This is a genomic window from Brevibacillus centrosporus, from assembly GCF_003710815.1.
Taxonomy (GTDB): Bacteria; Bacillota; Bacilli; order Brevibacillales; family Brevibacillaceae; genus Brevibacillus; species Brevibacillus centrosporus.
Window position 1 is genome coordinate 179503 of the sequence record NZ_RHHP01000008.1, and the last position, 25159, is coordinate 204661.

At 50.4% G+C, this 25159-nt stretch carries 19 protein-coding genes, 15 tRNA genes and 2 riboswitches; all 34 genes read right to left on the bottom strand.

The annotated features are described in order from the left end of the window. Positions 1 to 38: 38 nt before the first annotated feature. Positions 39 to 509, bottom strand: a complete 471-nt coding sequence (locus EDM55_RS09905) for a nucleoside deaminase (protein ID WP_092267510.1) — start codon at positions 507 to 509, stop codon at positions 39 to 41. Between the two features lie 112 nt (positions 510 to 621). Continuing rightward, positions 622 to 2508 carry an FtsX-like permease family protein gene (locus EDM55_RS09910; protein WP_122960225.1) on the bottom strand — a complete coding sequence of 629 codons (1887 nt, stop codon included), beginning with the start codon at positions 2506 to 2508 and terminating at the stop codon, positions 622 to 624. Then, positions 2483 to 3253 carry an ABC transporter ATP-binding protein gene (locus tag EDM55_RS09915; RefSeq protein ID WP_092267453.1) on the bottom strand — a complete coding sequence of 257 codons (771 nt, stop codon included), beginning with the start codon at positions 3251 to 3253 and terminating at the stop codon, positions 2483 to 2485. The genes EDM55_RS09910 and EDM55_RS09915 overlap by 26 nt, the downstream gene beginning before the upstream one ends. A gap of 67 nt (positions 3254 to 3320) precedes the next feature. Beyond that, complete coding sequence (locus EDM55_RS09920) at positions 3321 to 4337, bottom strand: sensor histidine kinase (protein ID WP_122960226.1); 1017 nt, start codon at positions 4335 to 4337, stop codon at positions 3321 to 3323. Then, the gene (locus tag EDM55_RS09925) at positions 4334 to 5032 is read right to left on the bottom strand and encodes a response regulator transcription factor (RefSeq protein WP_122960227.1); all 699 of its coding nucleotides are present in this window, start codon (positions 5030 to 5032) and stop codon (positions 4334 to 4336) included. Before EDM55_RS09925 ends, EDM55_RS09920 begins: the two co-directional genes overlap by 4 nt. Before the next feature lie 147 nt (positions 5033 to 5179). Beyond that, entirely contained in the window at positions 5180 to 5695 is a 516-nt protein-coding gene (locus tag EDM55_RS09930; RefSeq protein WP_122960228.1) for an RNA polymerase sigma factor, read from the bottom strand. A 256-nt stretch (positions 5696 to 5951) separates the two neighbouring features. Further along, entirely contained in the window at positions 5952 to 6137 is a 186-nt protein-coding gene (locus tag EDM55_RS09935) for a hypothetical protein (RefSeq protein ID WP_092267457.1), read from the bottom strand. Further along, positions 6134 to 7318, bottom strand: coding sequence for a DUF4062 domain-containing protein (locus tag EDM55_RS09940; RefSeq protein WP_092267458.1), 1185 nt, complete (start codon positions 7316 to 7318; stop codon positions 6134 to 6136). Before EDM55_RS09940 ends, EDM55_RS09935 begins: the two co-directional genes overlap by 4 nt. Positions 7319 to 7521: 203 nt before the next feature. Next, positions 7522 to 8817, bottom strand: a complete 1296-nt coding sequence (gene purB, locus EDM55_RS09945) for an adenylosuccinate lyase (RefSeq protein WP_092267459.1) — start codon at positions 8815 to 8817, stop codon at positions 7522 to 7524. Next, positions 8814 to 9977: a 5-(carboxyamino)imidazole ribonucleotide synthase gene (gene purK, locus EDM55_RS09950; RefSeq protein ID WP_122960229.1), complete on the bottom strand. Its 1164-nt coding sequence runs from the start codon at positions 9975 to 9977 to the stop codon at positions 8814 to 8816. Before purK ends, purB begins: the two co-directional genes overlap by 4 nt. Continuing rightward, complete coding sequence (gene purE, locus EDM55_RS09955; RefSeq protein WP_092267461.1) at positions 9974 to 10462, bottom strand: 5-(carboxyamino)imidazole ribonucleotide mutase; 489 nt, start codon at positions 10460 to 10462, stop codon at positions 9974 to 9976. Before purE ends, purK begins: the two co-directional genes overlap by 4 nt. 176 nt (positions 10463 to 10638) lie before the next feature. Then, positions 10639 to 12177, bottom strand: coding sequence for a M1 family metallopeptidase (locus tag EDM55_RS09960; RefSeq protein ID WP_092267462.1), 1539 nt, complete (start codon positions 12175 to 12177; stop codon positions 10639 to 10641). A gap of 20 nt (positions 12178 to 12197) precedes the next feature. Then, positions 12198 to 13727 carry a M1 family metallopeptidase gene (locus EDM55_RS09965; protein WP_092267463.1) on the bottom strand — a complete coding sequence of 510 codons (1530 nt, stop codon included), beginning with the start codon at positions 13725 to 13727 and terminating at the stop codon, positions 12198 to 12200. A 47-nt stretch (positions 13728 to 13774) separates the two neighbouring features. Beyond that, positions 13775 to 15082 (bottom strand): histidine--tRNA ligase, encoded by a 1308-nt coding sequence (locus tag EDM55_RS09970; RefSeq protein ID WP_122960230.1) that lies wholly within the window; start codon positions 15080 to 15082, stop codon positions 13775 to 13777. Between the two features lie 346 nt (positions 15083 to 15428). Next, on the bottom strand, positions 15429 to 16802 hold the full coding sequence (locus tag EDM55_RS09975) for an NCS2 family permease (RefSeq protein ID WP_092267465.1): 1374 nt from the start codon (positions 16800 to 16802) through the stop codon (positions 15429 to 15431). 118 nt (positions 16803 to 16920) lie between these two features. Further along, positions 16921 to 17022, bottom strand: a riboswitch (purine riboswitch). 134 nt (positions 17023 to 17156) lie between these two features. Next, a complete protein-coding gene (gene guaA / locus EDM55_RS09980; RefSeq protein WP_092267466.1) occupies positions 17157 to 18695 on the bottom strand; it encodes a glutamine-hydrolyzing GMP synthase in 1539 nt (512 codons plus the stop codon). A gap of 212 nt (positions 18696 to 18907) precedes the next feature. Next, a riboswitch (purine riboswitch) is annotated at positions 18908 to 19010 on the bottom strand. 20 nt (positions 19011 to 19030) lie between these two features. Beyond that, positions 19031 to 21274 (bottom strand): DUF4129 domain-containing transglutaminase family protein, encoded by a 2244-nt coding sequence (locus EDM55_RS09985; protein ID WP_122960231.1) that lies wholly within the window; start codon positions 21272 to 21274, stop codon positions 19031 to 19033. Continuing rightward, on the bottom strand, positions 21271 to 22482 hold the full coding sequence (locus EDM55_RS09990) for a DUF58 domain-containing protein (protein ID WP_122960232.1): 1212 nt from the start codon (positions 22480 to 22482) through the stop codon (positions 21271 to 21273). Before EDM55_RS09990 ends, EDM55_RS09985 begins: the two co-directional genes overlap by 4 nt. 14 nt (positions 22483 to 22496) lie before the next feature. Continuing rightward, complete coding sequence (locus EDM55_RS09995; RefSeq protein WP_092267469.1) at positions 22497 to 23450, bottom strand: AAA family ATPase; 954 nt, start codon at positions 23448 to 23450, stop codon at positions 22497 to 22499. A gap of 222 nt (positions 23451 to 23672) precedes the next feature. Continuing rightward, positions 23673 to 23749: transfer RNA gene (locus tag EDM55_RS10000), tRNA-Arg, on the bottom strand. Between the two features lie 3 nt (positions 23750 to 23752). Next, positions 23753 to 23828: transfer RNA gene (locus tag EDM55_RS10005), tRNA-Gly, on the bottom strand. 51 nt (positions 23829 to 23879) lie between these two features. Beyond that, positions 23880 to 23961, bottom strand: a tRNA-Leu gene (locus tag EDM55_RS10010). A 71-nt stretch (positions 23962 to 24032) separates the two neighbouring features. Further along, a tRNA-Lys gene (locus tag EDM55_RS10015) sits at positions 24033 to 24108 on the bottom strand. 5 nt (positions 24109 to 24113) lie between these two features. Further along, positions 24114 to 24188: transfer RNA gene (locus tag EDM55_RS10020), tRNA-Gln, on the bottom strand. 7 nt (positions 24189 to 24195) lie between these two features. Continuing rightward, positions 24196 to 24271 (bottom strand) — tRNA-Thr (locus tag EDM55_RS10025). 18 nt (positions 24272 to 24289) lie between these two features. Beyond that, positions 24290 to 24365: transfer RNA gene (locus tag EDM55_RS10030), tRNA-Phe, on the bottom strand. A 36-nt stretch (positions 24366 to 24401) separates the two neighbouring features. Further along, positions 24402 to 24478 (bottom strand) — tRNA-Asp (locus EDM55_RS10035). 5 nt (positions 24479 to 24483) lie between these two features. After that, positions 24484 to 24560, bottom strand: a tRNA-Met gene (locus tag EDM55_RS10040). 30 nt (positions 24561 to 24590) lie between these two features. Then, positions 24591 to 24666: transfer RNA gene (locus tag EDM55_RS10045), tRNA-Val, on the bottom strand. 4 nt (positions 24667 to 24670) lie between these two features. Further along, positions 24671 to 24747: transfer RNA gene (locus EDM55_RS10050), tRNA-Glu, on the bottom strand. Positions 24748 to 24764: 17 nt separating this feature from the next. Next, positions 24765 to 24849, bottom strand: a tRNA-Leu gene (locus tag EDM55_RS10055). Positions 24850 to 24858: 9 nt separating this feature from the next. Further along, positions 24859 to 24935, bottom strand: a tRNA-Met gene (locus EDM55_RS10060). 26 nt (positions 24936 to 24961) lie between these two features. Further along, positions 24962 to 25052, bottom strand: a tRNA-Ser gene (locus tag EDM55_RS10065). 7 nt (positions 25053 to 25059) lie between these two features. Next, positions 25060 to 25135 (bottom strand) — tRNA-Asn (locus EDM55_RS10070). Between the last annotated feature and the right edge of the window lie 24 nt (positions 25136 to 25159).

A 25159-nucleotide genomic window follows, 5' to 3' on the forward strand; every position in this document is an offset into this window, starting at 1 on the left:
AAAAGAAGCAACCGCACGTCTGCGATTGCCCCCTTGCCTTAATATTCTACCTTGCTCTGTGAGTTTGCCCATGTCACGAATGGAATCTGATAGTTTTCTGGTTGAATTTGCAAGAAAGGAATGGTCCTTTCGGCAAAAGGGATCCCGATCTGCTCGTAGATAAACTGGTCATCAAATCCGACTTTCGCCGCATCCTGCTTGGTACTTGCAAAGTAAACCGCCTTTGGCCGTGCCCAGTAGATCGCTCCCAAGCACATCGGGCAAGGCTCACAGCTGGTGTACAGCTCGCAATCTGTCAGCTGAAACGTATTCAGGTTGCGGCAAGCGTCCCGAATCGCCTGAACCTCCGCGTGTGCTGTCGGGTCATTTGTTGCCGTTACCTCATTACTGCCAGTGCCCACGATCTGCCCATCCCGGACGACAATCGCCCCAAAAGGCCCTCCATGACTCCGAAGTACGTTCTCCCATGCGATAGTGACGGCTTTCTCCATCCAGGACTGCTGCTCCATCTCATCTTCCTCCTCGCATTGTCCTCCTCCTTATTCTATGTATGTTTTCCTTCTCCCATGAGAAGACCTCGTCAGCCGGACTTGTGGATCCACTTACGAGGTCTTCTTTTTCTTATTGAGATACAGATCGCTTGAGGTGGAACAAATACCGGTTGCGAATGATCCAGAAGTAAATCGCCTGGACAATCACGAAGCTGAGCAGCACGATTGCCGTCGGCTTGAAAACGGAAGCGATGAGCATGAGCTTCAGCAGGCTTTGCAAGGAAACGAAAGCAACTATGCTATGAATGATTGCTGCCACGATCGGAACGAAGAACAGCAGTGCGATCTGCGTCGTCACCACTCGGGACAGCTCTCGATCCGAAAGTCCGATTTTCGATATGGCTCCGTACTGCCGTTTGTCATTTTCCAAATCGGTGTACAGCCGGAAGTACAAAAAGCTGGCGGCCGCCACGAAAAACAGAACTCCTACGAACAGCCCGATAAAGAGTAGCGTATTCGCCATTTGCTTCATGGAGTGGTAGACAGGGGCACGGGCGCTAAAATAGTAGTGCTCGCCGTAATGCTCGATCTTCTCCTGCAGGCTCAAGCTGATTTCCTGCGTATCCTTCCATTTTGGTACCACATATCCGTACCGCACCTCTTCATTCAGACCCTTCAGCTGGTCGTAGACGCGATCCGGAATGACAGCCAAACGTTCGAAATCCAGTCCACTTAGCAGCGGGTTGATTTTCGTATCCGTTTTTACCGCCAGCTCGTTTGACCCGACGGTAAGCATCTTGCTATCCACGGAGTCTCCAAACCAGCGAACGACCAGGAACGCCTCGTTGTCCCCGAGCTTCAGCTCCCGCGAATTCGCGGCCAAGGCAAATTGGTTGTAGTCCGTCAGCTTGACCACACCGACAGTCTCATCGTTGACCTTTTGCGGCAAAAGACGCATCGTCGCTTGATGCTTTTCAAAGGAAAAACCGTTTTGGAGCAGGCTGTTTTCAATCAGCGCGAGATGCTTTTGCTCCTCCAGATTCCCTTTATTGGTTTGATATTCAAAGGCAAACGGATTCGTTTTCACGACGGTTTCCTGGATCGAGCCAGCCAGAGCGGCCAGCGTCCCAATGGCACAAAAGGCGATCGTGGATACGATGCAGACGAGGAAAAACATGCGCGCGTTATCCTTCATCCGATTATCCAAATCAGAGAACGTAATCAGATTGGTTCGTTTCCAGTAAATCGAGCGCCTTTTTTTCAAAAAACCGATGAAAAAGACACTGAGCTGTGTAAAGAGCAGGTACGTGCCTGCGATCGTCAAAGCCGTTACGGGCAAAAGCAGGACCACGACAGAGATGCCATCGGCAGTCAGCGCCAGGACATAGGCGATTCCCAACAATCCCGCCGCTAAAAAAGAGAGAACCACCGATGCTTTCGGCTCCCTCTTTGGACGTTGACTGCCCTGGAGCAGATCCAGCAGGCTTTTGCTCCTGAGCAGCAATACCGTAAAGATCGAAATCGCAGCGAACAAAATGAGAAACGCCACGAACGTCAAGCCAATCGCTTTCCAGGGAAAGTAAAACTCCAGTGCCTGCACATCCAGCAAAAAGCCGGCAAATTGAAAGAACAGCTTAACTAAAACCAGCCCCAGCACGATCCCGCAAAGAATGGAAACGCCCCCGATCAGCATCGTTTCCATAAAAATCAGCAGGTTGCGCTGCTTTGCCGTCATTCCATGCATGAACAGGATACCGAATTCCTTTTCCCGTTTCTTCAAGAAAGCACCGACGCAATAGAAAAGAAAGAAGAAAGCAAAGAGAAAAATGATATACTCCGCGACGATCATGCCTGTCGCGACAGATCCATGAATCTCTTCATCATCGATGCCCGGATGGAAAATAAACATGGCATAAACGAAAAAAATCATGACAGAAAAGACGCTGCTCAAAAAGAAAGCCGCATACGTTCGCTTGTTTCGCAGGACGTTGTTACACGCGAACTGTCGAAAGGTCATAGTTGTTCCCTCCCAAAAAAGACAGCGCATCAATGATCTTTTGGAAGAACACCTGGCGACTTTCCCCCCGGTACATTTCGTTGTGCAGCTGACCATCCTTGATAAAAATGACGCGATGGCAGTAGCTCGCAGCCAAAGCATCATGCGTGACCATCATCATTGTCGTATTTTCCGATTTATTGATAGATTCGAGCGTCTCCATCACAGTACGGGACGACTTCGAATCCAGATTTCCCGTCGGTTCATCCGCAAGTAGGAGGGACGGCGTATGAATAATGGCACGGGCAATCGCCGTACGCTGCCTTTGTCCACCCGAAACCTCGAAGGTGCGTTTGTCCAAAATCTCCTGAATGCCAAGCTTCGCCGCGATCGACTGCAGCCGCTCCTCCATGACTGAGACGCTCTCTCCCTCCAATGTCAGGGGCAGCACAATATTTTCTCCGATCGTCAGCGTATCCAGTAGATTGAAATCCTGAAAAACAAAGCCCAGCTCTCTGCGTCGAAACAGGGCCAGCTTATCCTTTTTCAACAAATGCGGGTTGGTCCCTTTCAGCAGGACGGCCCCGGATGTAGGGGTATCGATGGTCGCAATCATGTTCAACAAGGTGGTTTTCCCACTTCCTGAAGGACCCATGATCCCGACGAATTCCCCTTCTCGAATCGTTAAATCTATATCCGTCAACGCGCGGTAAGTTACCTTGCCTCCGTAGATTTTGCTCAGACTATTCACCTGCAACATGTCCATCGGTCTTACCCCTTTCTCGCACTTCATACCCCACTATACGAAAAGTGCGCGACCTACCGCCATCGAATTAACTTTCAGCTTTCTTACGATCTTGTAAGGTTGGAAGAACCCCTGACATAATCAGCCGTACCGTCGTTCCGTTCCCTACCTCTGATTCCAGCTCTACCCCGTGATGCAGCCGCCCGCAAATTTCTTTTACCAGATACAGCCCCATTCCCGTAGATTCCGGGTATTTGCGGCCATTTTCTCCTGTAAAATAAGGCTGAAACACGCGGCGAATGTCCTCCGGAGGAATCCCGATCCCATAATCCTGTACCTCCAACGCGACATTCGGTCCCAGCTCGTAAGCACGGATGGACACCTTGTTGCTCTTTCCTGCCGAATAGCGCACAGCATTGGTCAACAGCTGATTGAGCACAAAGGCGAGCCACTTCTCATCCGATTCCACGCGCCACGTCTCGTCGATCTTTACCTCCGGGTAGACCTGATTGCGGATGAAGAGCCGCTTGTTTTCCGCGAGAACGTTTTGGACAAGACTGCGAAGAGTTACCTGCTCCACCAGGAAATCCTGCTCGAACCGATCCAGCCGGGCAATGTACAGTACCGTTTCCAGCCCGCGCTTGATCCGATCCACCTCTTCCCGGACGCTTTCCGCCGTCGGATCATCCTCGTTTTGCAGGAGCAGGTGAATGACCGAGATCGGCGTTTTCATCTGGTGCACCCATTGCTGGATAAAAGTCGTATAGTCTCGCTGCTTGTTTTCATAGGCATGCAGCTGTTCCTTGTACAGCCGATAATGCTCCAGAAACGTCTCGTCCATCGCACGGCACAATGCCGCATTGCCGTGTGTCTGCGTCAGCTCCTCGAGCGATTGCACCGGGTTGCTCAAACGCTGGTAGATAGCGCGATGCGTCAAATAGCGCACGACCAGAAAAGCCCCTGCGAAAAAGACCGACAGGAACATGGCGTAGATCATTAAGGATTGGTTCCAGTATCCGTCCAACGTAAAAATCAGCAGCAGCAAGATGAGCTGAACGAGGAAAAATACCGCAAAAGCCCATTGATCCCGGAGGAACAGCTTCATTGCCCATCCTCCCAGACTGCCCTCAGACGGTATCCCGAGCCACGCACCGTTTCCACCGTGCCTTCGAGCCCCATGTCCTTGAGCTTTCCGCGCACCCGTGTGATGTAGACGTTCAGCGTATTTTCATCTACAAACTGCTCGTCCCAGAGCTTCTCCAGCAGACGCTCCCTACTGACGACACGCGGGTATTGATTCATCAGCGCCTCCAGCAGCAGGGCTTCCTTTTTGCTCAGCTCTACCTTGGTATCGTGTATGGACAGCTCCAACCGTTCCAAAAACAGCTTGAGCCCTGCCACCTCTACCGTCCGCTCTCCCTCCTGAGGTGCGTACAAACCGTAGGCGCGTCTCAGCTGGCTGCGAATCTTTGCCATGACCACATCGTAGTCAAACGGCTTTGTGATGTAATCATCGGCCCCGTTTTCCAATGCCATCACCTGATCCATTTTGCTATCCCGCGCAGAGATGAACAGGATCGGGCAGTTCGATTCCTGGCGCATTTGGCGGCACCAGTAGAACCCGTCGAATTTGGGTAGATTGACATCCAGCAGGACCAAGTCTGGCCGAACCTCTGAAAATACGTCCATGACCCGGTCAAAGTGTTCGACATTCACTGTATGATATCCGTATTTTTCCAACTGACTCTGCAGTAATTGATTGATTTTAGGATCGTCCTCTACGATCATAATGGTCGACATCGCTATGTACCCCTCTCTTTCCTAAGTCTCCATCATTCCATCCTCTACTATACCTTAGGAAAACTAGGCTTGTCGCCAAGTCCCACAGCAAAAATCCAAACTTTTCCTTTTTCTCTCCAAAAGAAAAGGATGGACCAAATGTCCACCCTACGCTTGCGCCTTCATCATTTGTTGAAGCTTCTTGATCCCGCGGAAGTGCAGGATTTTGACCGATGCCTCGGTTTTCCCGAGGATTTCCGCGATCTCGTTCATTCTCAGATCAGCCAGGTAACGCAGCTGAATCACATTGCGCTGATCGACCGTCAGCGTATGTACCTTTTGCCACAGTACATCGGTGGATTCCTGTATCAGGAGGCATTCCTCCGGCAGCTCATCCGTAGCTTTGAGCGAGGAAAATGTATCCTGATCGACCGGGCACTCCCGCTTTTTGCGCATGTAATCAATCAAGGCGTTGTGCGCGATGCGGAAAATCCAAGCGCCAAATGGATGGCGTCCGTCGTATTGCTCCAGCTTGGAGTAAACTTTGATAAACACTGTCGTGGTCAGGTCCTCAACGTCCCAAACATTTTTTACACGATAGCGGAAATAGCGATATATTTTGGCGGAGTATTCTTCGTAAATTTGCTGATGATTCATTTTTGGATAAATCAGTGCGGTATTCATTATCGATCTCCCATTTCATGATCCGTATGAGTTGATTTCATTGTATCGGGGATCTGATGTGGGAACTATCGAGTTAACTTTCAGGAACCTTACACTTTTGTAAGTTTTTCATGCTGTTGGCGTAATCCATCCCCACCGCCCCTATGTCGGACAACCTTACTATAGCAATCCGTTGTGGCAGAAGCGCGTAAAGAATGTGGAAAGGTGTGGGAAAAAATAAAAAAGGGACCATTCATAACATGGACCCTTTCTTGATCTATCGTCTTTTGGATTCTTCAATTCCCTTTAGAATGCTCGCTTGATTCTCTTTAAACTGCTCTTTGTTTTGTTTTATAAAGTCGTCAATACTACGCTTGGGTGTTGCAAACAATAGAGCATCTTTCGATATAAATCCATTGGCCGCCTCAATCTTACCGTCCTTCAGTACATAAACGTTACTCATGACTGCAGCCCCCTTAAAACGGATTTTACATAACGAATCGTTAGCGCATTACCATGGACTCTCATTATACCATCATAGATAAAGGACTCACAACTTTTGAATTTCTGGATACTCCACGTTCGACCTGCTGGAAAGTGAAAGGAAATGATGTATTCACCAACTCTCAAGGTCAGGTAAAAGGTTTGCTTGGATTCTTTGTAAAAAAGCACTGGATCTGGGCTTGCCAAATGATAAGTAACGGCTACAAATGAATCTTGATTTGACAAATCAAAGGAAGCACCTGGCGAAATACTCGTTCGTCCATCCGCTTCTTCGCATATGATGCTGTCCTGAGAGCGTTTGAACAGTACGACAGCGGAACAATCTCGAAAATCACCTTGAGGGATTATCGCATAGTTACCCAGTACCTGCTTAATTTCCCCTCCCTTTAAACTACTCCGAATTTCAGATAAAAATCCTCTTTGATCGGTGATCTCTCTAATGCTCAGTTTATTCATTACGGAAGAAATAACATCCGTGAAATCTTGATACGAACTTGCCAGTCTTTCGTTTTCTTCTGATTGTTCACGTCTCGGGATCAACACGACCCCTTGCCGGAGTATATCGCTGAACATACTGCCCCAATCTTTTGGGACTCCAAGCGCAATTTCTTGGACCATCACCTTATGTATATCGATAATATCGTGGAGCAACGCCCAAATATATGGATCTGTTGGTACTAATGGTTGTAAGACTCCCTTGTGCTGCAAATCTTCAACGTGGCGAAAAACATCACCGCAATCCGGCAAGGTTCCATTTATCTGCTCATAACTTGCCACATATTCATTTATTTGACTTCGAACATTTTGGAAATAGTATTGCAACACCGATTTTTCCACAAAAATCTGCATATATTTTTGGCTTGTCCACGCTTGAATATATTCCAAATGAGTTACTGTCCGATTGGCATCCTTCAGATAGCTCCCTGCTGCAGTATAGATAAAAAGAAGATAAATATGGCTTTCATTAACCAGCCTCAAGCATTGCTCAACAGACGACTCTCCAGGCAATGCCAATCCAAAACTAGGCTTTTCATACATGATAGGTTCATGTCCAAGTCCTGTCAAAGTTTCATACATAGAGTTGCGGAGTGGAACTAGACTATCCTGTCCGACCGAGCTAATAAATATTTTGCACTTCATTGGCTTTGTTGCACTCCTCCCTATCTAATGTTTCCATATTATCAAATACGGCCCGGAAATTGTCATCCTTTTCAGAAAAAAGCGACACTATCCTCCACTATTCCTGTCACTTTTGGCCACTTATATCTTCCTCTCATACAAAAAGCCTTCCAACGGTTTCCCAATGGAAGGCACTTCAAAGTTATATTTAAGGACACAGCTCCTTACGCCAGCCCAAGACGTTGGAAAATGGTATCCACATGCTTGAGGTGATAGCGGTAGTCGAAGCACGCATCCAGCTCTTCTTTGGTCAGCGTAGCGCTGATCGTAGGGTCTTCCTCCACGATGGCACGGAAGGAACGCTGCTCTTCCCACGCTTGCATCGCGCGCGGCTGTACAGTGTCGTAAGCTTGCTCGCGGCTCATGCCTTTTTCGATCAGGCTGAGCATGACATGCTGTGAGTAGATCAGACCAAAGGTACGGTCCATGTTGCGCTTCATGTTTTCCGGGAAAACGGTCAAGTTTTTCACGATGTTGCTGAAACGGCGCAGCATGTAGTTCAGCGCTTGTGTCGCGTCCGGCAGAATGATGCGCTCTGCGGAGGAGTGGGAGATATCGCGCTCATGCCACAGAGAAACGTTTTCGTACGATGTCAGCATATAGCCACGAATGACGCGCGCCATACCGGTGATGTTTTCGCTGCCGATCGGGTTGCGTTTGTGCGGCATCGCCGAAGAGCCTTTTTGTCCTTTAGCAAACGCCTCTTCTACTTCACGCATTTCGCTCTTTTGCAGGCCGCGGATTTCTGTTGCGAATTTCTCCAAAGAGGTAGCGATCAGAGCTAGTGTCGCCATGTACTCGGCATGACGGTCACGCTGCAGCGTTTGGGTAGAGATCGGAGCAGCAGACAGGCCCAGCTTTTCGCACACGTAGGCTTCCACGAACGGGTCGATGTTCGCATACGTACCTACTGCACCGGAAATTTTGCCGTACGCCACTTCTTTTTTCGCTGCGCGGAAACGGGCGAGGTTGCGCTTCATCTCTTCGTGCCACAGGGCCAGCTTCAGGCCAAAAGTTGTTGGCTCCGCATGTACCCCATGCGTGCGGCCCATGCAGACCGTATCCTTGTGCTCGCGAGCTTTCTCAGCCAGAACCGCGATGAAGTCCTCGATGTCTTTTTCCAAAATTTCGTTGGCTTGACGCAGCAAATAGGAGAGGGCTGTATCGACTACGTCTGTAGAAGTCAGACCGTAGTGCACCCACTTTTTCTCTTCGCCCAATGTTTCCGATACCGCGCGGGTAAAGGCTACTACGTCATGGCGCGTTTCTTCCTCGATTTCATAAATGCGCTTGATGTCAAAGCTGGCTTTGTCCCACAGCTTGTTTACATCCTCCTCAGGGATGACACCCAGCTTGGACCATGCCTCGCACGCGAGGATTTCCACTTCCAGCCACGCTTGAAATTTGTTTTGCTCTGTCCAGATGGCGCGCATCTCTGGGCGGGAATAACGTTCGATCATGATTGTACCTCCGTATTTTTCGTCCATATTTGCAGCTGCTCGATTGTAGTGAGCGCTTCTTCCACTGTTGGGGCGAGAACATTGATATGTCCCATTTTCCGCTTCACTTTGCTCTCCGCTTTCCCGTACAAATGCAGCTTCGCAGAGCTAGGCAGTCGATCAATTCCATCTAAGACCGGCTGCAGATGCTCTCCCAAAATATTAACCATCACGACCGGCGAGAGCAACTGTGTTGATCCCAAAGGCAGGTTGCATACCGCCCGAACGTGCTGCTCGAACTGCGAGGTGACGCAGGCATCCATCGTGTAATGTCCCGAATTGTGAGGGCGTGGAGCCAGCTCGTTCACGTACAGCTCCCCATCTGCCGTCAAGAACATTTCGACTGCGATCAGACCGATCACATCCAGCTTTTCGACGATGGTCCGCGCTATAGCTTCTGCCCGTACCTTTACGTCTTCACTTACACGTGCAGGCACAATGCTCAGGTGCAAAATGTTGTCCTGATGAACGTTTTCTGCGGTTGGAAATACGGCCAGCTCCCCAGAAGGGTTACGCGCGGCGATAACGGAAAGCTCCAGCTGAAAGGGAACAAATTGCTCCACGATCAGCTCTGTACCTGCCTTTGCCAGCGTTTCATACGCTTCCGCAAGCTCCGACTCACTTTTAATGACCCATTGCCCTTTGCCATCGTAGCCGCCCGTTGCTGTTTTCATGACCGCAGGCAGACCCAGCTCGCGTACCGCCTTTTGCAAATCCTCCAGACTTGCTACGACATGGAAAGGTGCGACCGGTATTCCGATTTCACGGATTGCCGTTTTTTCGCGAATCCGGTTTTGTGTAACGCGCAGCAACCGACTTCCCTGCGGCACGTACGCTTGGCTTTCCAGTACTTCTGCCACCTGGGCATCTACATTTTCAAATTCATACGAGATGACATCACTCACGGACGCCAGCTGCATGGCTGCTTCTACATCATCATAGTTGGCGACGATTTGTCGATCCGCCGTCTGTCCACATGGGGCATCCTCGGTTGGATCCATCGTAACAAAGCGATAGCCCATAGCCCGTCCAGCGAGAGCGATCATTCGCCCCAGCTGTCCTCCGCCTAGTATACCAATCGTGGATCCCGGTTTGACCACTTTATTGTTTGTATGTGTCATTCCAGTTCACTAGCCTCCAGCACTTTATTCCGAGTCGCATCTCGTCTAGCGACAAAGCGTTCTTGAATATCCGGATATTTGATTCCCAGTATCTGCGCTGCCAACAGCCCGGCATTGATTGCGCCCGCCTTTCCGATTGCGACGGTTGCTACCGGCACTCCACCAGGCATCTGAACGATGGATAAGAGAGAGTCCAGACCATTGAGATTCGATGACTTCACAGGCACCCCGATCACGGGCAGCTCTGTTTTGGCCGCCACCATTCCTGGCAGATGAGCGGCTCCTCCCGCTCCTGCGATGATAACTTCCAGACCGCGTTCCTTGGCGCTCTGCGCATACTCAAACATCAAATCAGGAGTACGGTGCGCGGACACCACCTTCTTTTCATATGGTACCTGCAGCTCGTCCAAAATCGCGCATGCTTCCTTCATCGTTTCCCAATCAGACGTGCTGCCCATTATGACACCTGCTAACGGTTTGGCCATGGCACCCTTCGCCCCCTATGTCAGTATCATCAATAGAAAACCCAACCGACTAACGGCATGCAAGGCCGTACTCATCGCCTGGGCTATTCGAACTCGTTTCAACTTCCTCAGTGTAGCAGGGAGAAGTTTTGCCTGTCAACCTTGTATCCGAACGTTTTTAAAAGAGATTAATGGCATTATTCGTGTTTACCTTTATTCACCCATGCTTCTGCCGCCTCTTTTTGCTCTAGCCTTAGTTTCAGCCAATAATCGACGAAGGGAGTGGCGTCTGCACCTGCCTCTGCCGACAACCGCTCCATCAATTCCTGCCCTTTTGCCTGTCCGTACTGATTCTCCAGGACGTATTGTCGCAGCAGTTCATGCAGACGATCCTCCCCCCAACCTTCCCGCAGGGCCCACCACATCGCCGCTCCTCTTCCGTAGACAAGCTCTGTATAGCTTTTCCACGTCGGGAACTGCTCTACCGATTGCCAGACACGCAGCCCTTTTGCAGCGTATGTCTCGGCTGTCTTTGACTGCGCGAGCCGCAGCTGAATGTAGCCTCGCGCACGAGCAGGGTCGACACTTTGCAGATAAGCCATGGTCGCATAGTCCGTCAAGCTTTCATCCACCCATGCCTCGCGTACTTCATCGTTTCCAACCAGACCGTAGAACCATTGATGGGCGGTTTCGTGGGCGACGATCGCATCTGCCACCTGATCCGTTCTGCTGAAGTACTCATCTTGGATAAAGACGATGCTCGGGTACTCCATTCCCCCGAAAAACCCCCCTGTTTTGACCACATCGTATTCCTGATACGGATACCTGCCAAATTGATTTCCGTAATACGCCAGTGACTGCATGGCAACCTGATGCAAATGACTGGCCACCTGCGGGTCGTCCCCCTCCTGCGACCAAGTCCGCACGACGACATTCCCAACTTTTCCCGACTCCTGGCGATACGAATCGTCCAAGATTACCAAAGCAAAATCACGAACATTCCACGCATCCAATTCATAAATCGATTGACGCTGGGGACGAGTCTGCGTTACGACTGCGACACTCTCAATTCCGCTTGAAGCAAGCTGATAGCCTTCCTCTATTTGTACGCGCAAATGGTAGTTGGCCATCTCGCTGAAAAAAGGATCGCCGATCGAGGCATACGGATCTAGCCTCCAACCGTCTGCTCCCTTCATCGCGAGTATCGGCAGCCAGTTTCCTAGCCACATAGCATGGTCGTTGTAGGAGAGTCTTCCGTTATTAAAAGGAACCTGAAGGGCAAAATTCATTTCGACTTCTGTTTGCTTCGCAGATGACTTCCCCAATAAAGGCACGGCAAGCAGCGTATCCATGCTCCCTTGCAGCTTGTAGGGGACACTCGCACCATCGACGCGTACCTCCGAGATTTGGATACTCCCCGGCTCTCTTTGCTTTCCGAGGATCTGCTCCCAATTCTCCCCACCCAAATCGGCCCTCTCCTGGAAGACGTTCGGGTAGAGATGGAAGTAAGCCTTGTCATCCTGAGGAGAAAAACGCACAGCCAATGTTCCCGTGACGGTGTGGGCCTTCATATCGACCCGCACATCCGCACGATACGAGGCAGCGGCAGGGACTTGTTGTGGCAGCCATGTTTGAACCTCATCTACTCCAGCTCGTATTGTCCACGGCTGCGTCCATAAAATACTGATCAACGCGACTCCAATCATCAGGCTGCCAATCCACCTATTTCGCCGCATGGCGCTCCCCTGCCTTCAGGTTACTTCTCTGCCTTTTCCTTCTCCATAGGATGCCCATGATTCTTTTGATTTTGCCGCAATTTTTCCAGCCAAATGGCCGCTTCTTCCTGCTTGCTCATGTCGAGGTTGATCCAGTAGCTGAGAAAAGCGCCGGCATCTTCTCCTGCTGCTTCAGAGAGAGTCGCTTTCCAGGATGCTGCATTCGCAATACCAAAGCGGTTCGTGCTCACATAGTGACGAAGCACTTCATGGAGCCGTTCTTCCCCCCACGCTTCTCGCAGCATCCACAGCATGGAAGACGTTCGGGAGTATACGAGATCGCTATAGCTTTCATTGTCAGGAAACGCGTGGAGGGTCTGTCCAGGTCGCAAATGCTCCTGAACGTAATACGGAGTGATCGTTCCCTGTTTAAGACGACGAAGGACACGGTCTGCCCCCACCTTCGGGTATTTTGCCGCTAGAAAGGCGAGCGTCGCGTATTCCGCAAAGCCTTCGTCCAGCCAAGCCTCGTCGACCTGATTGTTGCCGATTAGCGAATAGAACCACTGGTGTGCCGTCTCGTGAACGACGGTGACAAAGGCATTGTCTCCATTGGGCAAGTAATGGCGACCATCCAAAAACACGATGGACGGATATTCCATCCCATTGATGCTTCCCCCGACACGGACGACATCGTACTCGGTATAGGGATAGGTTTCAAACTGGCTATTAAAATATTGCAGCGCCTCGACCGCCGCCGTATGATTGCGTGACGCTTGCTCCTCGGAATCACCGTTTCGATACCAGGTTCGTACTTCTGTATTTCCGACCTTTGTTTCTTTGAAATGATACGTAGAATCCATGATGACGAGTGCAAAATCCCGGACGTTGATGGCATCCAGCTGAAATTCTCTTTGACCTGGTGTCGAGTGATCCACGATAGCAGCTTGATCTGTTGCTGTGCTCGCCAACTGATAGCCATCCGGTAAAGTCACATTGACCTGGTAGTCGGCGTTTTCACTGAAAAAAGGGTCTCCGATTGGCTCATAAGGATCGAGATGCCATCCCCGCTGGTCCTTGACTGCAAGAATCGGCAGCCAGTTCCCCAACCAAATGGCATGCTCGTCGTAGGACATCCTGCCCTCGTTCTGGGGGAGCGTCATGGTAAAGTCCATGCTTAGGACGATCGGGCGGGACTGCTCTTCGCTCAGCGGCACTTCGATGACATTGCCTGTCCGCTTGACTGCGACGGGCTTCCCTTGCACGAGGATTCTATTCTCATCATACGTTCCTAGTTCCACTTCTTTGCCTAAAAGTTCGTCCCAGAGCTCACCTTTATGCTCTTTTGTAAAAGCCAGCGGATAGACATGCACATAAGCGTGCGAGGCATCCTTTGGCCAAAACTGGATCTCTACGCTTCCTTCGACCTGCTTCTTCTTCGGATCGATGTGCACATCCGCTTTGTAGAGTGTTTGCTCTGGCCTTGGTCCTTCTTTTTCATTCGCGACTGCGGGGAAAGAAAGCGACAGCGACAATACGGTACTTACCAGCACGATAAGCCATTTTCTCAAACAAACTCCCCCTTTTCTCCTATCGTACCGGAGCTGGAAAAAAAACACTACAGATTCGTGATCGCATCCGCAATTTGCTGCTCCAGCAACGCCAGAGGCACCGTCTTCTCATCCCCTTTTCTCATGTCACGCAGCACGACCGCCCCCTTTTCCACTTCATTCTCCCCATAGATCAGCACAAGAGGGATCTGCTCCTTGTTTGCGTAATCAAGCGCCTTTTTCAGCTTGCGGCCGGACAGCTCCAGCTCTGTCTTGATTCCGGCCAAGCGAAGTCGATTGGCCAGCCCTAAACTGAGCGCCTCTGTTCCCATGGGTACGACTAAAATATCAGCAGTGCGCTCGTTAATTTCCATTGGCTTTAGCGTCAATGCGGTCAGAATCACATCCTGGCCAAACGAAATCCCGACTGCCGGATACTCGCGTCCATCGCCCAGAAACTGTCCGATGATCCGATCGTAGCGCCCCCCACTGCCAATGCTTGAGGTAATGCTTTGATCCTGCAAAAAAATCTCGTAAACCGTCCCTGTATAGATGCCGAGCCCCCGAGCGAGAAACGGTTGAAAGCGCACCTCTCCTGTTACATGTGAGCCTTGCAGATACGAAAAGAGCTGTTTGAGCTCTTGAACCCCCTCCTGCACCAATTCCGAGGAAAATCGCTCCTCCAATCGAGCCAAAGTCGCTTCTCCTTCCTGCAAAAACCCGCCGACCGCCTCGATTAACGCGTCCTCTACCCCACGCTCCCGCAAATCCTCCAGCACGCCCTTTATCCCGATCTTCTCCAGCTTGTCGAGTGATAGCATCACATCTCCTGCCCGATCCTCAGGAACCCCCAGCTCCTGCAAAATCCCTGACAGCAGCTTGCGATTATTGACCACGATGTAGACGTCCAGATCCAGGCGCTCAAAAGCGGCAAACGCCATGCTAATCAGCTCAGCTTCTGCCAGCATCGACGAAGATCCGACGATATCCACGTCACACTGGACGAATTCGCGGAACCGTCCTGGTTTTACCGGCCCGTCCCGGAATACCTTGCCGATCTCATAACGCTTGAAAGGCAGCCGCATTTCCGGGTTCATCCCGACCACCTTTGCCAGCGGAACTGTCAGATCGTAGCGCAGCGCCAGCTCTCGCTCTCCTTGGTCACTCAACTGATAGACTTCCTTTAGGATCTCTGCACCTCCTCCGTACTTGGAGGCAAGCAGCTCGTAGCTAGACAGCATAGGGGTTTCCAAGGGCTTGCACCCGTAAGCTTCAAACACTTCCTCAAGCGTTCTGCGTATCCGATTGCGCAGCATTTGCTCCTGTGGCATGAAATCTTTCGTACCTTTGACGTTTTTCAAGAGACTGTTTTCCATTGTGTAACACCCCTTCTTCGTTTTTGTTTGCTGACGAATACAAAAAAGCCATGCAAGGCTGCAATGCCCGCATGGCTTTCCTTCACCACCGCAGGCACAAAGCACAAGAAGCGCTTGCACCTGCGGAAAAATTCCCGAAGATACAAACGCTCTAGCCGTGGTGATGCTGTTGAAGGAATGCGTATAGACTGGTCATTTGGACCATCCTCCAAAAAAGATTTTTCCTATCATACCCCAGAAAGCTGTACAAATGCAAGACAGGAAGTGCCCTGTGCTGCCGTGGCGCAAAAAAACGGCCTCCCCCCAAAAAGGAAGGAAGCCGTTTGCTTCGTTTAACTCGTGAATCCTATTCGCGGAGCCAGATGAAATAAGCCAGGAAGACGAAGAACAGCACGTACATAGCCGGATGTACTTCGCGCGCTTTCCCTTTCAGCACTTTGACGATTGGATACACGATAAAGCCGGCAGCCAAACCAGTCGCGATACTGTAAGTGAGTGGCATCAGGATGATTGTCAGGAACGCTGGGAAAGCCTCATCCATCTCACCCCAAGCGATTTGCGTGATGTGAGATGCCATCAGTACCCCAACCAAAATCAGCGCAGGAGCCGTAACTGCCGGTGTGACGATCGCCAGAAGCGGCGAGAAGAACAGGGCCAAAATGAACATCAAGCCTGTAACCAGCGCAGTGAAACCAGAACGTCCGCCTGCCGCTACCCCTGCTGTCGATTCTACATATGCAGTCGTCGTAGAGGTACCGAGGATCGCCCCAGCCATACCTGCAATCGCATCAGACGAAAACGCGCTGCCCGAGCGTGGAAGCTTGCCATCTTTCAGCAGACCTGCTTGGCTGGCTACACCCAGCAAGGTTCCTGTCGCATCGAAGAAGTCTACGAACAGGAAGGTCAGTACGACAATCAGCATTTTCACACTGAACAAAGAAGAGAAATCACCGAGATATTGGAACGCTGCACCAAAGGTAGGTGCCAGGCTTGGTGGAGCAGAAACCACTTTGTCAGGCAGGCTCACCAGACCGAAAATCATACCTACAACAGCCGTTACAACCATACCGATAAAGATCGCCGCATTTACTTTGCGAGCCATCAGAACAACGGTAACGAGAAGACCGAATACAGCGAGCAGTGCATTTTTCGCAGCCAGAATTTGCTCCGGCTTCATACCTTCATGGAAAAAAGTAAAGTGCCCCAGGGATACAAACGTTGCATCATTTGCTACCACGATACCGGCATTTTTGAAACCGATAAAAGCAATAAACAAACCAATCCCTGCAGATACTGCATATTTTAAACCCTTTGGAATCGCATTGATGATTGCTTCACGCACACCTGTCAGAGACAGAATGAGGAAGATCGTACACGAGAGGAAAACCCCCGCCAGTGCTTGTTGCCAAGGAATTTGCATAGTCAACACAACAGTATAGGTGAAGAATGCATTCAATCCCATACCCGGTGCCTGCCCGATTGGCAAGCGACCGATGAAGGCCATCAGCAAAGTCCCGAGAGCTGCTGCCAAAGCCGTTGCCGTAAATACAGCTCCGAACTCCGGATAGTTCGCTTTCAGATCGGCTGGAAGATCAGCACCGCTGAGCATGAACGGATTTACTGCCAGAATGTACGCCATTGCCAAAAACGTGGTGATACCCGCGATAGTCTCGCGACGGTAGTTGGTGCCTAGTTTGTCGAACTCAAAATACTTGCGCACCGATTGTTCCCCCCAAATTGTCGTTGTGGCAATAAAAAAGGCCGTAGCGCATTTCTACGCCTGGCCATTGCAACAAAACATTCCGGGAACAATTTCGATAATAATAACAATTAACGCTTCCCGTTGACATTTTGTTCGTAGCCAGGTCATTTATGGCGACCTCGTAGAAACTCTTGAGCCATATTCTCAAGAATATACGAACCTTCTTATATTACCTGTTCACATTGAGAAGTGTATCAGGTGACATAAGGAATGTCAACGAAAAAGACGAACATTAATTTTTTACCACAGTCAAACATCCGGAATTTAGCGATTTGTTGAATTTGCTTATTCAATTTTCGTCATTTTTACGACCTATTCCCACTCAATCGTTGCAGGTGGCTTGGACGTAACATCATAGACGATACGGTTTACGTTGTCGACTTCGTTTACGATACGCGTCGAGATTTTCTCGAGTACATCCCAAGGAATGCGTGCCCAGTCAGCAGTCATTCCGTCAATGGACGTTACAGCGCGAATCCCAACCGTGTAGGAATAGGTACGAACGTCTCCCATAACCCCTACAGTCGTCATGTTCGGCAGAGCCGTGAAGTATTGCCAAATTTCCCGATCGAGACCCGCTTTGGCGATTTCTTCACGAAGAATAGCATCTGATTCACGAACAATCTTCAGTTTTTCTTCGGTTACTTCACCCAAAACGCGAATTCCCAAACCAGGACCTGGGAATGGTTGACGCCATACGATTTCATCTGGCAATCCCAGTTCGGTACCCAGCTTGCGTACTTCGTCTTTAAACAGAGCTTTCAGCGGCTCAATCAGCTGGAAATTCATATCCTCAGGCAAACCGCCTACATTGTGGTGCGATTTGATGGTTTGTGCGGTTGCTGTTCCGCTTTCCACGATGTCTGTATACAGTGTGCCCTGTGCCAGGAAGTCCATGTCGGTCAGCTTGCTTGCTTCTTCATCAAATACATAGATGAATTCATTTCCGATGATCTTGCGCTTTTGCTCAGGATCGGAAACGCCTTTGAGTTTGCCTAAGAAGCGCTCGCGTGCGTCGATCTTGATCACTTTCATGTGGAATTGGTTGCCGAACGTCTCCATGACGCTCTCTGCTTCGCCTTGGCGCAAAAGACCATGATCCACGAACATGCAAGTCAGCTGATCGCCAATCGCTTTGTGAATCAGCGCTGCAACTACGGAGGAATCTACACCGCCGCTGAGTGCGCACAGCACTTGCTTGTTGCCCACTGTTTCACGGATGCGTACGATTTCATCCTCGATGAAGGTTGTCATGCTCCAATTCGCTTCACATCCGCAAATGTTGAACAGGAAGTTGGAGATGAACTCGGTGCCTTTTACCGTGTGGCGAACCTCTGGGTGGAATTGTACCCCGTACAGCTTGCGGTCAGGATTGCTGATCGCCGCTACTGGACAGCTGTCGCTCACTGCATCTACGCGGAAGCCTGTTGGCAGCTCTACCACTTTATCCGAGTGGCTCATCCAAACGATTTCGTTTGCATCCCATTTTTCGTACAGATTGTGTGCATCCTGCAGGCGCAATTCTGCTTTCCCGTACTCACGCTTGCCTGCGCGCTCTACTTTTCCTTCGAGCATGTGGCTCATCAGCTGCATGCCGTAGCAAATCCCCAAAACTGGCAAGCCCAGATCAAAAATAGCCGGGTCTACTTTCGGTGCCCCTTCTTCATATACGCTCGCAGGTCCACCAGAGAAAATAATCCCTTTTGGGTTCAGCTCTTTGATTTTTTCTACCGGCGTATTGTAAGGCAAAAGTTCGCTGTAAACGCCCAGATCGCGGACACGACGCGCGATCAACTGGTTGTACTGGCCTCCGAAATCAAGTACGACGACCATTTCCAATGACTTGTCCATCTTATCCCCCTTCTCCTGTCTTCCACAGGACTCACAAAGCACCGTTGCCTGAAGCAACCCGGTGACTTGCTCGTTTCATAAAGTTCCGCTTCTCTCGGATGAGTCGCACGCAATTGTCGCATATTTGCAAAAAAACCGGGACTGTTACCTCCGATTGTTGATACGGAGGCAGCGTCCCAGCTTGTGTACACATGTGCGGTTGCATGTACAAAAATCCGAAGTGCTCTCCTCGTAGTCGCCCAATTTACGGTTGAGCGGTAGAAACTTTCAGGCCCTATTCCTGATCATTATACGAGACTCATTGATCGTCATTCTAGCAGATGACACGGCTTTGTTCAAGGCTTCAGTTGACGGATCAATCGTTCGATCAATTGCTCCGCTGTTGACCGTGCTTTTTGCTCCATTTCTTTGTAGCCGTAAATCATGCGCTCATACAGCTCTGTCAGATAGCGAAGATCCTGTCTCTTGTCACCCGGTATGGTAATCCTGCCTACGTATTCACGCAAGGTCTCACCTTCCTGGCGACGCGTGTAGACGTTCTCCATAATGCGCAACATCAGGTTGAAGCGCACGTTATACTGGGTGGTTCTCTCGTTTTTCATTTGCCTGCGCAGCCACCAGACATTCAGATCCTGCCTGCGTTTCCATGTCATGTATACGGCAACACCAAGCAAGACGATGATTCCTGCATTTACCTGCCAAGGAATCGAGAAGCCTCCACTTGCGCTCGTGTCTCCTTCTTCCAATTCATCCAGGCGCCCGTCTCCCCGATCTGGGGTTGGTGTATTGCTCAAATCAGGCAGAGGAACTGGCAATTGCGGTTGAGATGTCACCAAATCATACTTGAACCGCACGGGAGACATAAACGTGCTGGTCGCTTCAAAGGGAACCCATCCGTGATGGGGGAAATACACCTCTACCCACGAGTGAGCATCCTTGTTCCGCACTTCCATCAGTCGATTTCCTTGATCATCTGTCCCGACTTGTTCCCCGGGCGCGAAGCCTTTTACCCATCTTGTCGGAATGTCGATCGATCGGAGCATGACGGCCATCGCGGTGGAAAAATGGTCACAGTAACCACGGTAGCTATCAAACAGGAAGTGGTCTACAAAATCCTGACCTTCTTTCGGGACAGGAACATCCTTCGTTTCATACTTATATTTACCACTCGAGCGCAAGTAATTCTCGATTGCTCTCACTTTTTCATAAGGAGTTTTCGCGTCTTTGGTGATTGTTAGGGCCAGCTCCTTGACCCGATCTGGTACGGTTGCGGGCAGCTGCAGATAGCGGTCCGTGATTTCCTTTGGATACGAGGTTCCAGCTTCCGTCACGGCTTTCTCGCTCACGATCGGCAATTCCGACTCTACCTGATACTGGTTCAGCTTCAACAGCAAGGTATTGGGACCTGTCTGCGGCTGATTACCCGTATTATCCGTATGGTTCGTCTGCAGCAGCTTGATCTTGCCTGCACGTACCTCGAGCTGCTGGTTCATTTTATCGTAGACGACCGTTGCATTCGGTGGACGATAGTTACTCACCTTGGTCAACTGCCCAGGATAGAACACGGTGGCAAACTGCTGTGGACCTTTAAAGTCCAGCGTTGCTTTTACCTTTTTCGTTTCAAAGCCTGTAAACAGCGAATCTTTCCATTCATATTCGTCCGGATCCAAAATGGAATCGTATTCGCGGATCCCCTTTTCCCAGCCAGCTCCCGTGTAGAGATCCTTGGCATCTCCACGCCAGTAGCTCTCTTCCGGAGTCGTACCGATGAAGACGAGCGTGTCATCCTGTAAAAACGGACCCCCGAGTCGTTCGTCGTTGTTGTCATAGCCTACCTTCTTCATGGCTCCGACAGCACTCCCCTGATCCTTTCCATTAAAATAGGAGAACGGATCCGGCCAGCTTGCATCCAGCTTCGGAGCGGTATAAGCAACCCCTACGCTTACTCCAATAATCAATATCGGGGCAATCAAAGAACGCATCATGATCCAGCTTCGATTCCCGGAGATCGTCGCGTGCCTGGTCATCGTCGTCAAGTGACTGACGGCAAGCAACAAAAAGCCATAAATCAGTGTCCGAATGATCCCTCCGTCGCCTTCGTACGGCAAAAAGGTATCGAGAACAGCCAAGTACAGTTCCGTCAATACGACAAACCACAATCCCTGACGCTGCTCGAGAACCAGATAGGTAATCATCGATAGCAGGATCATGAGGAGTAGATCAAACAAGGCGTTTCGAGATACCGGCGACATCGATGCCCAATCTTGATGTACAGCGAGGGGGATGTCCCGTAATATTTGTCCTGCCAGATCCTTTATCCACTCCATCGCAAACAGCGGAGTATCGTATAAGGTGTAATGCAAGAGCAGCAGCATCCCGACCAGCTTGACAGGCAAAGTCAGCCATCGATAAGGAACCAGTGCGTCAATCACCACTACGCCTGCTGCAATGACGAGAAAGGGCCAGAGATAACGGGTATCGGTCAACTGCTGCAGAGGCAATAGCCACTCCCTCAACATCAGGAACAGTAGAATTGCCGAGACCCATTCCAACAGATTCGATCGTTTCCATATGCTCATCCGACTACGCCCCCCATCCGTTTCCACTCGGTTTCCCCGATGTGAATGGAAGTACAAGACACCTTGTTAGCCGACAGCAGCTGCAGTGCCCGTTTCTGCTCGGGCGAAGGTGCAGTATCCGCGTGAACCAGGAACAGCTGAATGCGTCTGCCTTTTTGGGATAAGGCAATCAAACGTTTCATTAACTCTTTCTCCACATTCGGAGTCACCAGAATCAAAGTCACGCCAGGGGGCTGCTCCAACGCTTCCCTTCCGACGATTCTTGAAAAGGAATCGCTCCCCTGCGGCATTACACGGGCCAACTGATCAAACACATGGAGAAAGTGCGCATGAGATAAAGCTGGTGCAATAGACATCCGCTCAGACTGCTTGTAGACCAGCCCGTAATGGTACTGATTGCGGTTGGCATAGGCGATCAGACTCGCTGTCAGCTTCACCGCCGTTTCAAATAAAGCATCTGGCTGCTTCTGATAGCTTGCCTTTTCGACATCCAGGAAAAACACAGCCTGGTTCATCGCCTGGTGTTCAAACTCTTTCGTTTTTAAACCAGTCCCTCTTGCAGAGGCCCTCCAGTGAATCTGGCTGAGACGATCCCCACGATGGTAGTCCCTCACACCACGAACAGCAGCCACATCATCTGATCGACGATGAGACACATGCACATTTCCACTGAAGCTGCCGTCTCCCATTGCCCAATGCTCCACGTTCTGATAGGTGGGATAGACGAGAAACTCATGCGAGAGCGGGAAAACCTTACGACGTTCGATAAAACCGAAGAAATCCCCGCCGCTCACAACACAATCTCCCAAACGGTAGTATCCACGCGGCAAATTCGGAATGACGTAACGAAACTCGACTTCCCGTTTGAACCAAGGAAACACGAGCTGTCGATGCGGCTCATACACGCCTGCCAATCGATCGGGCAACGGTTCCAGCACCATGTTCCATCCCAGTGGAAACCAAAAGCGCCGACGCAAGCGGATCGTGACAATCACATCGTCGCCATCCTGCAGGCGATTGCGGTCGATTTCGCGGACGACATCCAACGAAGTGAACAGTAGAAAGTACGTGAACAATTCATATACAAAAACGACCAGGCTGCTGTAAAACAAGAACCAACTAGCAAACCCCCCCTGAAATTTAGCAAATACATACGTGAGCAAGACCAGTCCGATTACTTTGGCTTTGCCCCATCTCTGTTGTCTCATTCGCCTTCACCGCCTCAGCTGACCGGTACGCGGGTTTCAGACAGGATTACCGTCAGCACCCGATCTACGGTCGCTCCTTCCAAACGCGCTTCCGGCTTCACAATCATCCGGTGAGCAAAAACAACAGGAACCAGCTCTTTCACATCATCGGGAATGACATACTCCCGGCCGCGGACGAAAGCAAGCGCCTGCGAAGCCCGGAAGAGCGCCAATGCCCCACGAGGACTAACCCCCAGATAAATATGGTGATGATCGCGTGTCCGATGGCATAGACGGACCATGTACTCTTTGATCCCTTCTGATACTTTGACCGCAGACACCTGCTGCTGAAGCTGACGCAATTCCTCGACGTCCAATACAGAGTCAAGCTGATCCAGCGGGTTCTCTTCAGAAAAACGGCCCAGCATGCGCATCTCTTCCTCTACGCTAGGGTATCCCAAGCGCAATTGCATCAGAAAACGGTCCAGCTGCGCCTCAGGCAGTGGAAACGTTCCTTCGTATTCCAACGGGTTTTGAGTTGCCATGACGAAAAATGGATCTTCCAAACGATACGTGAAACCATCTACGGTTACCGAACGCTCTTCCATCGCCTCCAAAAGCGATGACTGCGTTTTTGGAGAGGTACGGTTAATCTCATCCGCCAAGACGACATTCGCAAACAGCGGCCCTTGACGGAACTCAAATTCGAGGCTCTTCTGATTAAAAATTGCAACACCTGTTACGTCTGTTGGCAGCAGGTCTGGTGTAAACTGAATTCGTTTAAAGGCTCCGCCAATCGATTTGGCCAATGCACGTACAAGCATGGTTTTCCCCACACCAGGCACATCCTCCAAGAGTACGTGTCCATTCGCCAAAACGGCAGACACCATCAGTTCGATCACAGAACGCTTTCCAATCAGAACCTTTTGTATATTATCAATTAACTTCGTTACAGCAGGATGCGTATTTTCCAATTTGATTGGGTTCATGTTGATACAACTCCTGTTTCATTAGATTCTTCAGTCAGGTTTGTAACAGCCACTCCTACGCGGTTTATCCCCATTATCACACATAAGAGCATCCTAATCCTAAAGTAATGGATGCGTTTGGGAGATACAAGGAAAAAATACTTAAAATTTGTAAAATAGCTAGCAAATGATACAAAAAAGAGTAGGAGGTTTTCCTACTCTTCGATTTCATATGAAAGAAAGTGGCGTGCCCTGAGAGATTCGAACTCCCGACCTTTTGATTCGTAGTCAAACGCTCTATCCAGCTGAGCTAAGGGCACATATGGAGCGGACGAAGGGTCTCGAACCCTCGACCTTCGCCTTGGCAAGGCGACGCTCTACCAATTGAGCTACGTCCGCATCGTAATTAGGAAAGGTTTGCTCTGGCTACAAAGCCTTTCAATTCAAGTATGGTGCGGGTGAAGGGACTTGAACCCCCACGGTTGCCCGCCAGAACCTAAATCTGGTGCGTCTGCCATTCCGCCACACCCGCATGGTACATAAAACAGAAAAGGCATCGATATGGCTATCGTGCTGCTAACCGTTTATGTTGTAAGTAAAAACTGGTGAGCCATGAAGGACTCGAACCTTCGACCCTCTGATTAAAAGTCAGATGCTCTACCAACTGAGCTAATGGCTCGAAAATGGCTGGGGTACTAGGATTTGAACCTAGGAATGACGGAGTCAAAGTCCGTTGCCTTACCGCTTGGCTATACCCCAACGATAGTGGTGCCGGCAATAGGACTTGAACCCACAACCCCCTGATTACAAGTCAGGTGCTCTACCAATTGAGCTATACCGGCACGTTTTGAAAGTGTAAATGGTGGCTCGGGACGGAATCGAACCGCCGACACGAGGATTTTCAGTCCTCTGCTCTACCGACTGAGCTACCGAGCCTTACATTTTTTCAATCGCCATCTCTTTAAAAGATAATGGCGGAGCTGACGGGACTCGAACCCGCGACCTCCGGTGTGACAGACCGGCGTGAACTCCAACTTCACCACAGCTCCATATTTGGTTGCGGGAGCAGGATTTGAACCTGCGACCTTCGGGTTATGAGCCCGACGAGCTACCGAGCTGCTCCATCCCGCGACAGGGACCTAATCGGTCAAGTAATGAAAATGGTGGAGGCTGACGGGATCGAACCGCCGACCCTCTGCTTGTAAGGCAGATGCTCTCCCAGCTGAGCTAAGCCTCCATTATGGTGACCCGTAGGGGATTCGAACCCCTGTATGACAGCGTGAAAGGCTGCTGTGTTAAACCGCTTCACCAACGGGCCAAGTCTGATAATACTTATGGTGCGGTCGGCGAGACTCGAACTCGCACGGGTCGCCCCGCCACCCCCTCAAGATGGTGTGTCTGCCAATTCCACCACGACCGCAACTCAGGATGGTAGCGGCGGAGGGAATCGAACCCCCGACCTTTCGGGTATGAACCGAACGCTCTAACCAGCTGAGCTACACCGCCAAATTGCTATGCTTTTAAAAATGATATGGCGGAGAGTGAGGGATTCGAACCCTCGCTACGCTTGCGCATACTAACGGTTTAGCAAACCGTCCCCTTCGGCCTCTTGGGTAACTCTCCGTATATATGGCTCCTCGGGACGGACTCGAACCGCCGACCGATCGGTTAACAGCCGATTGCTCTACCAACTGAGCTACCGAGGAACGTTTGAAGGATTCACACCTTCA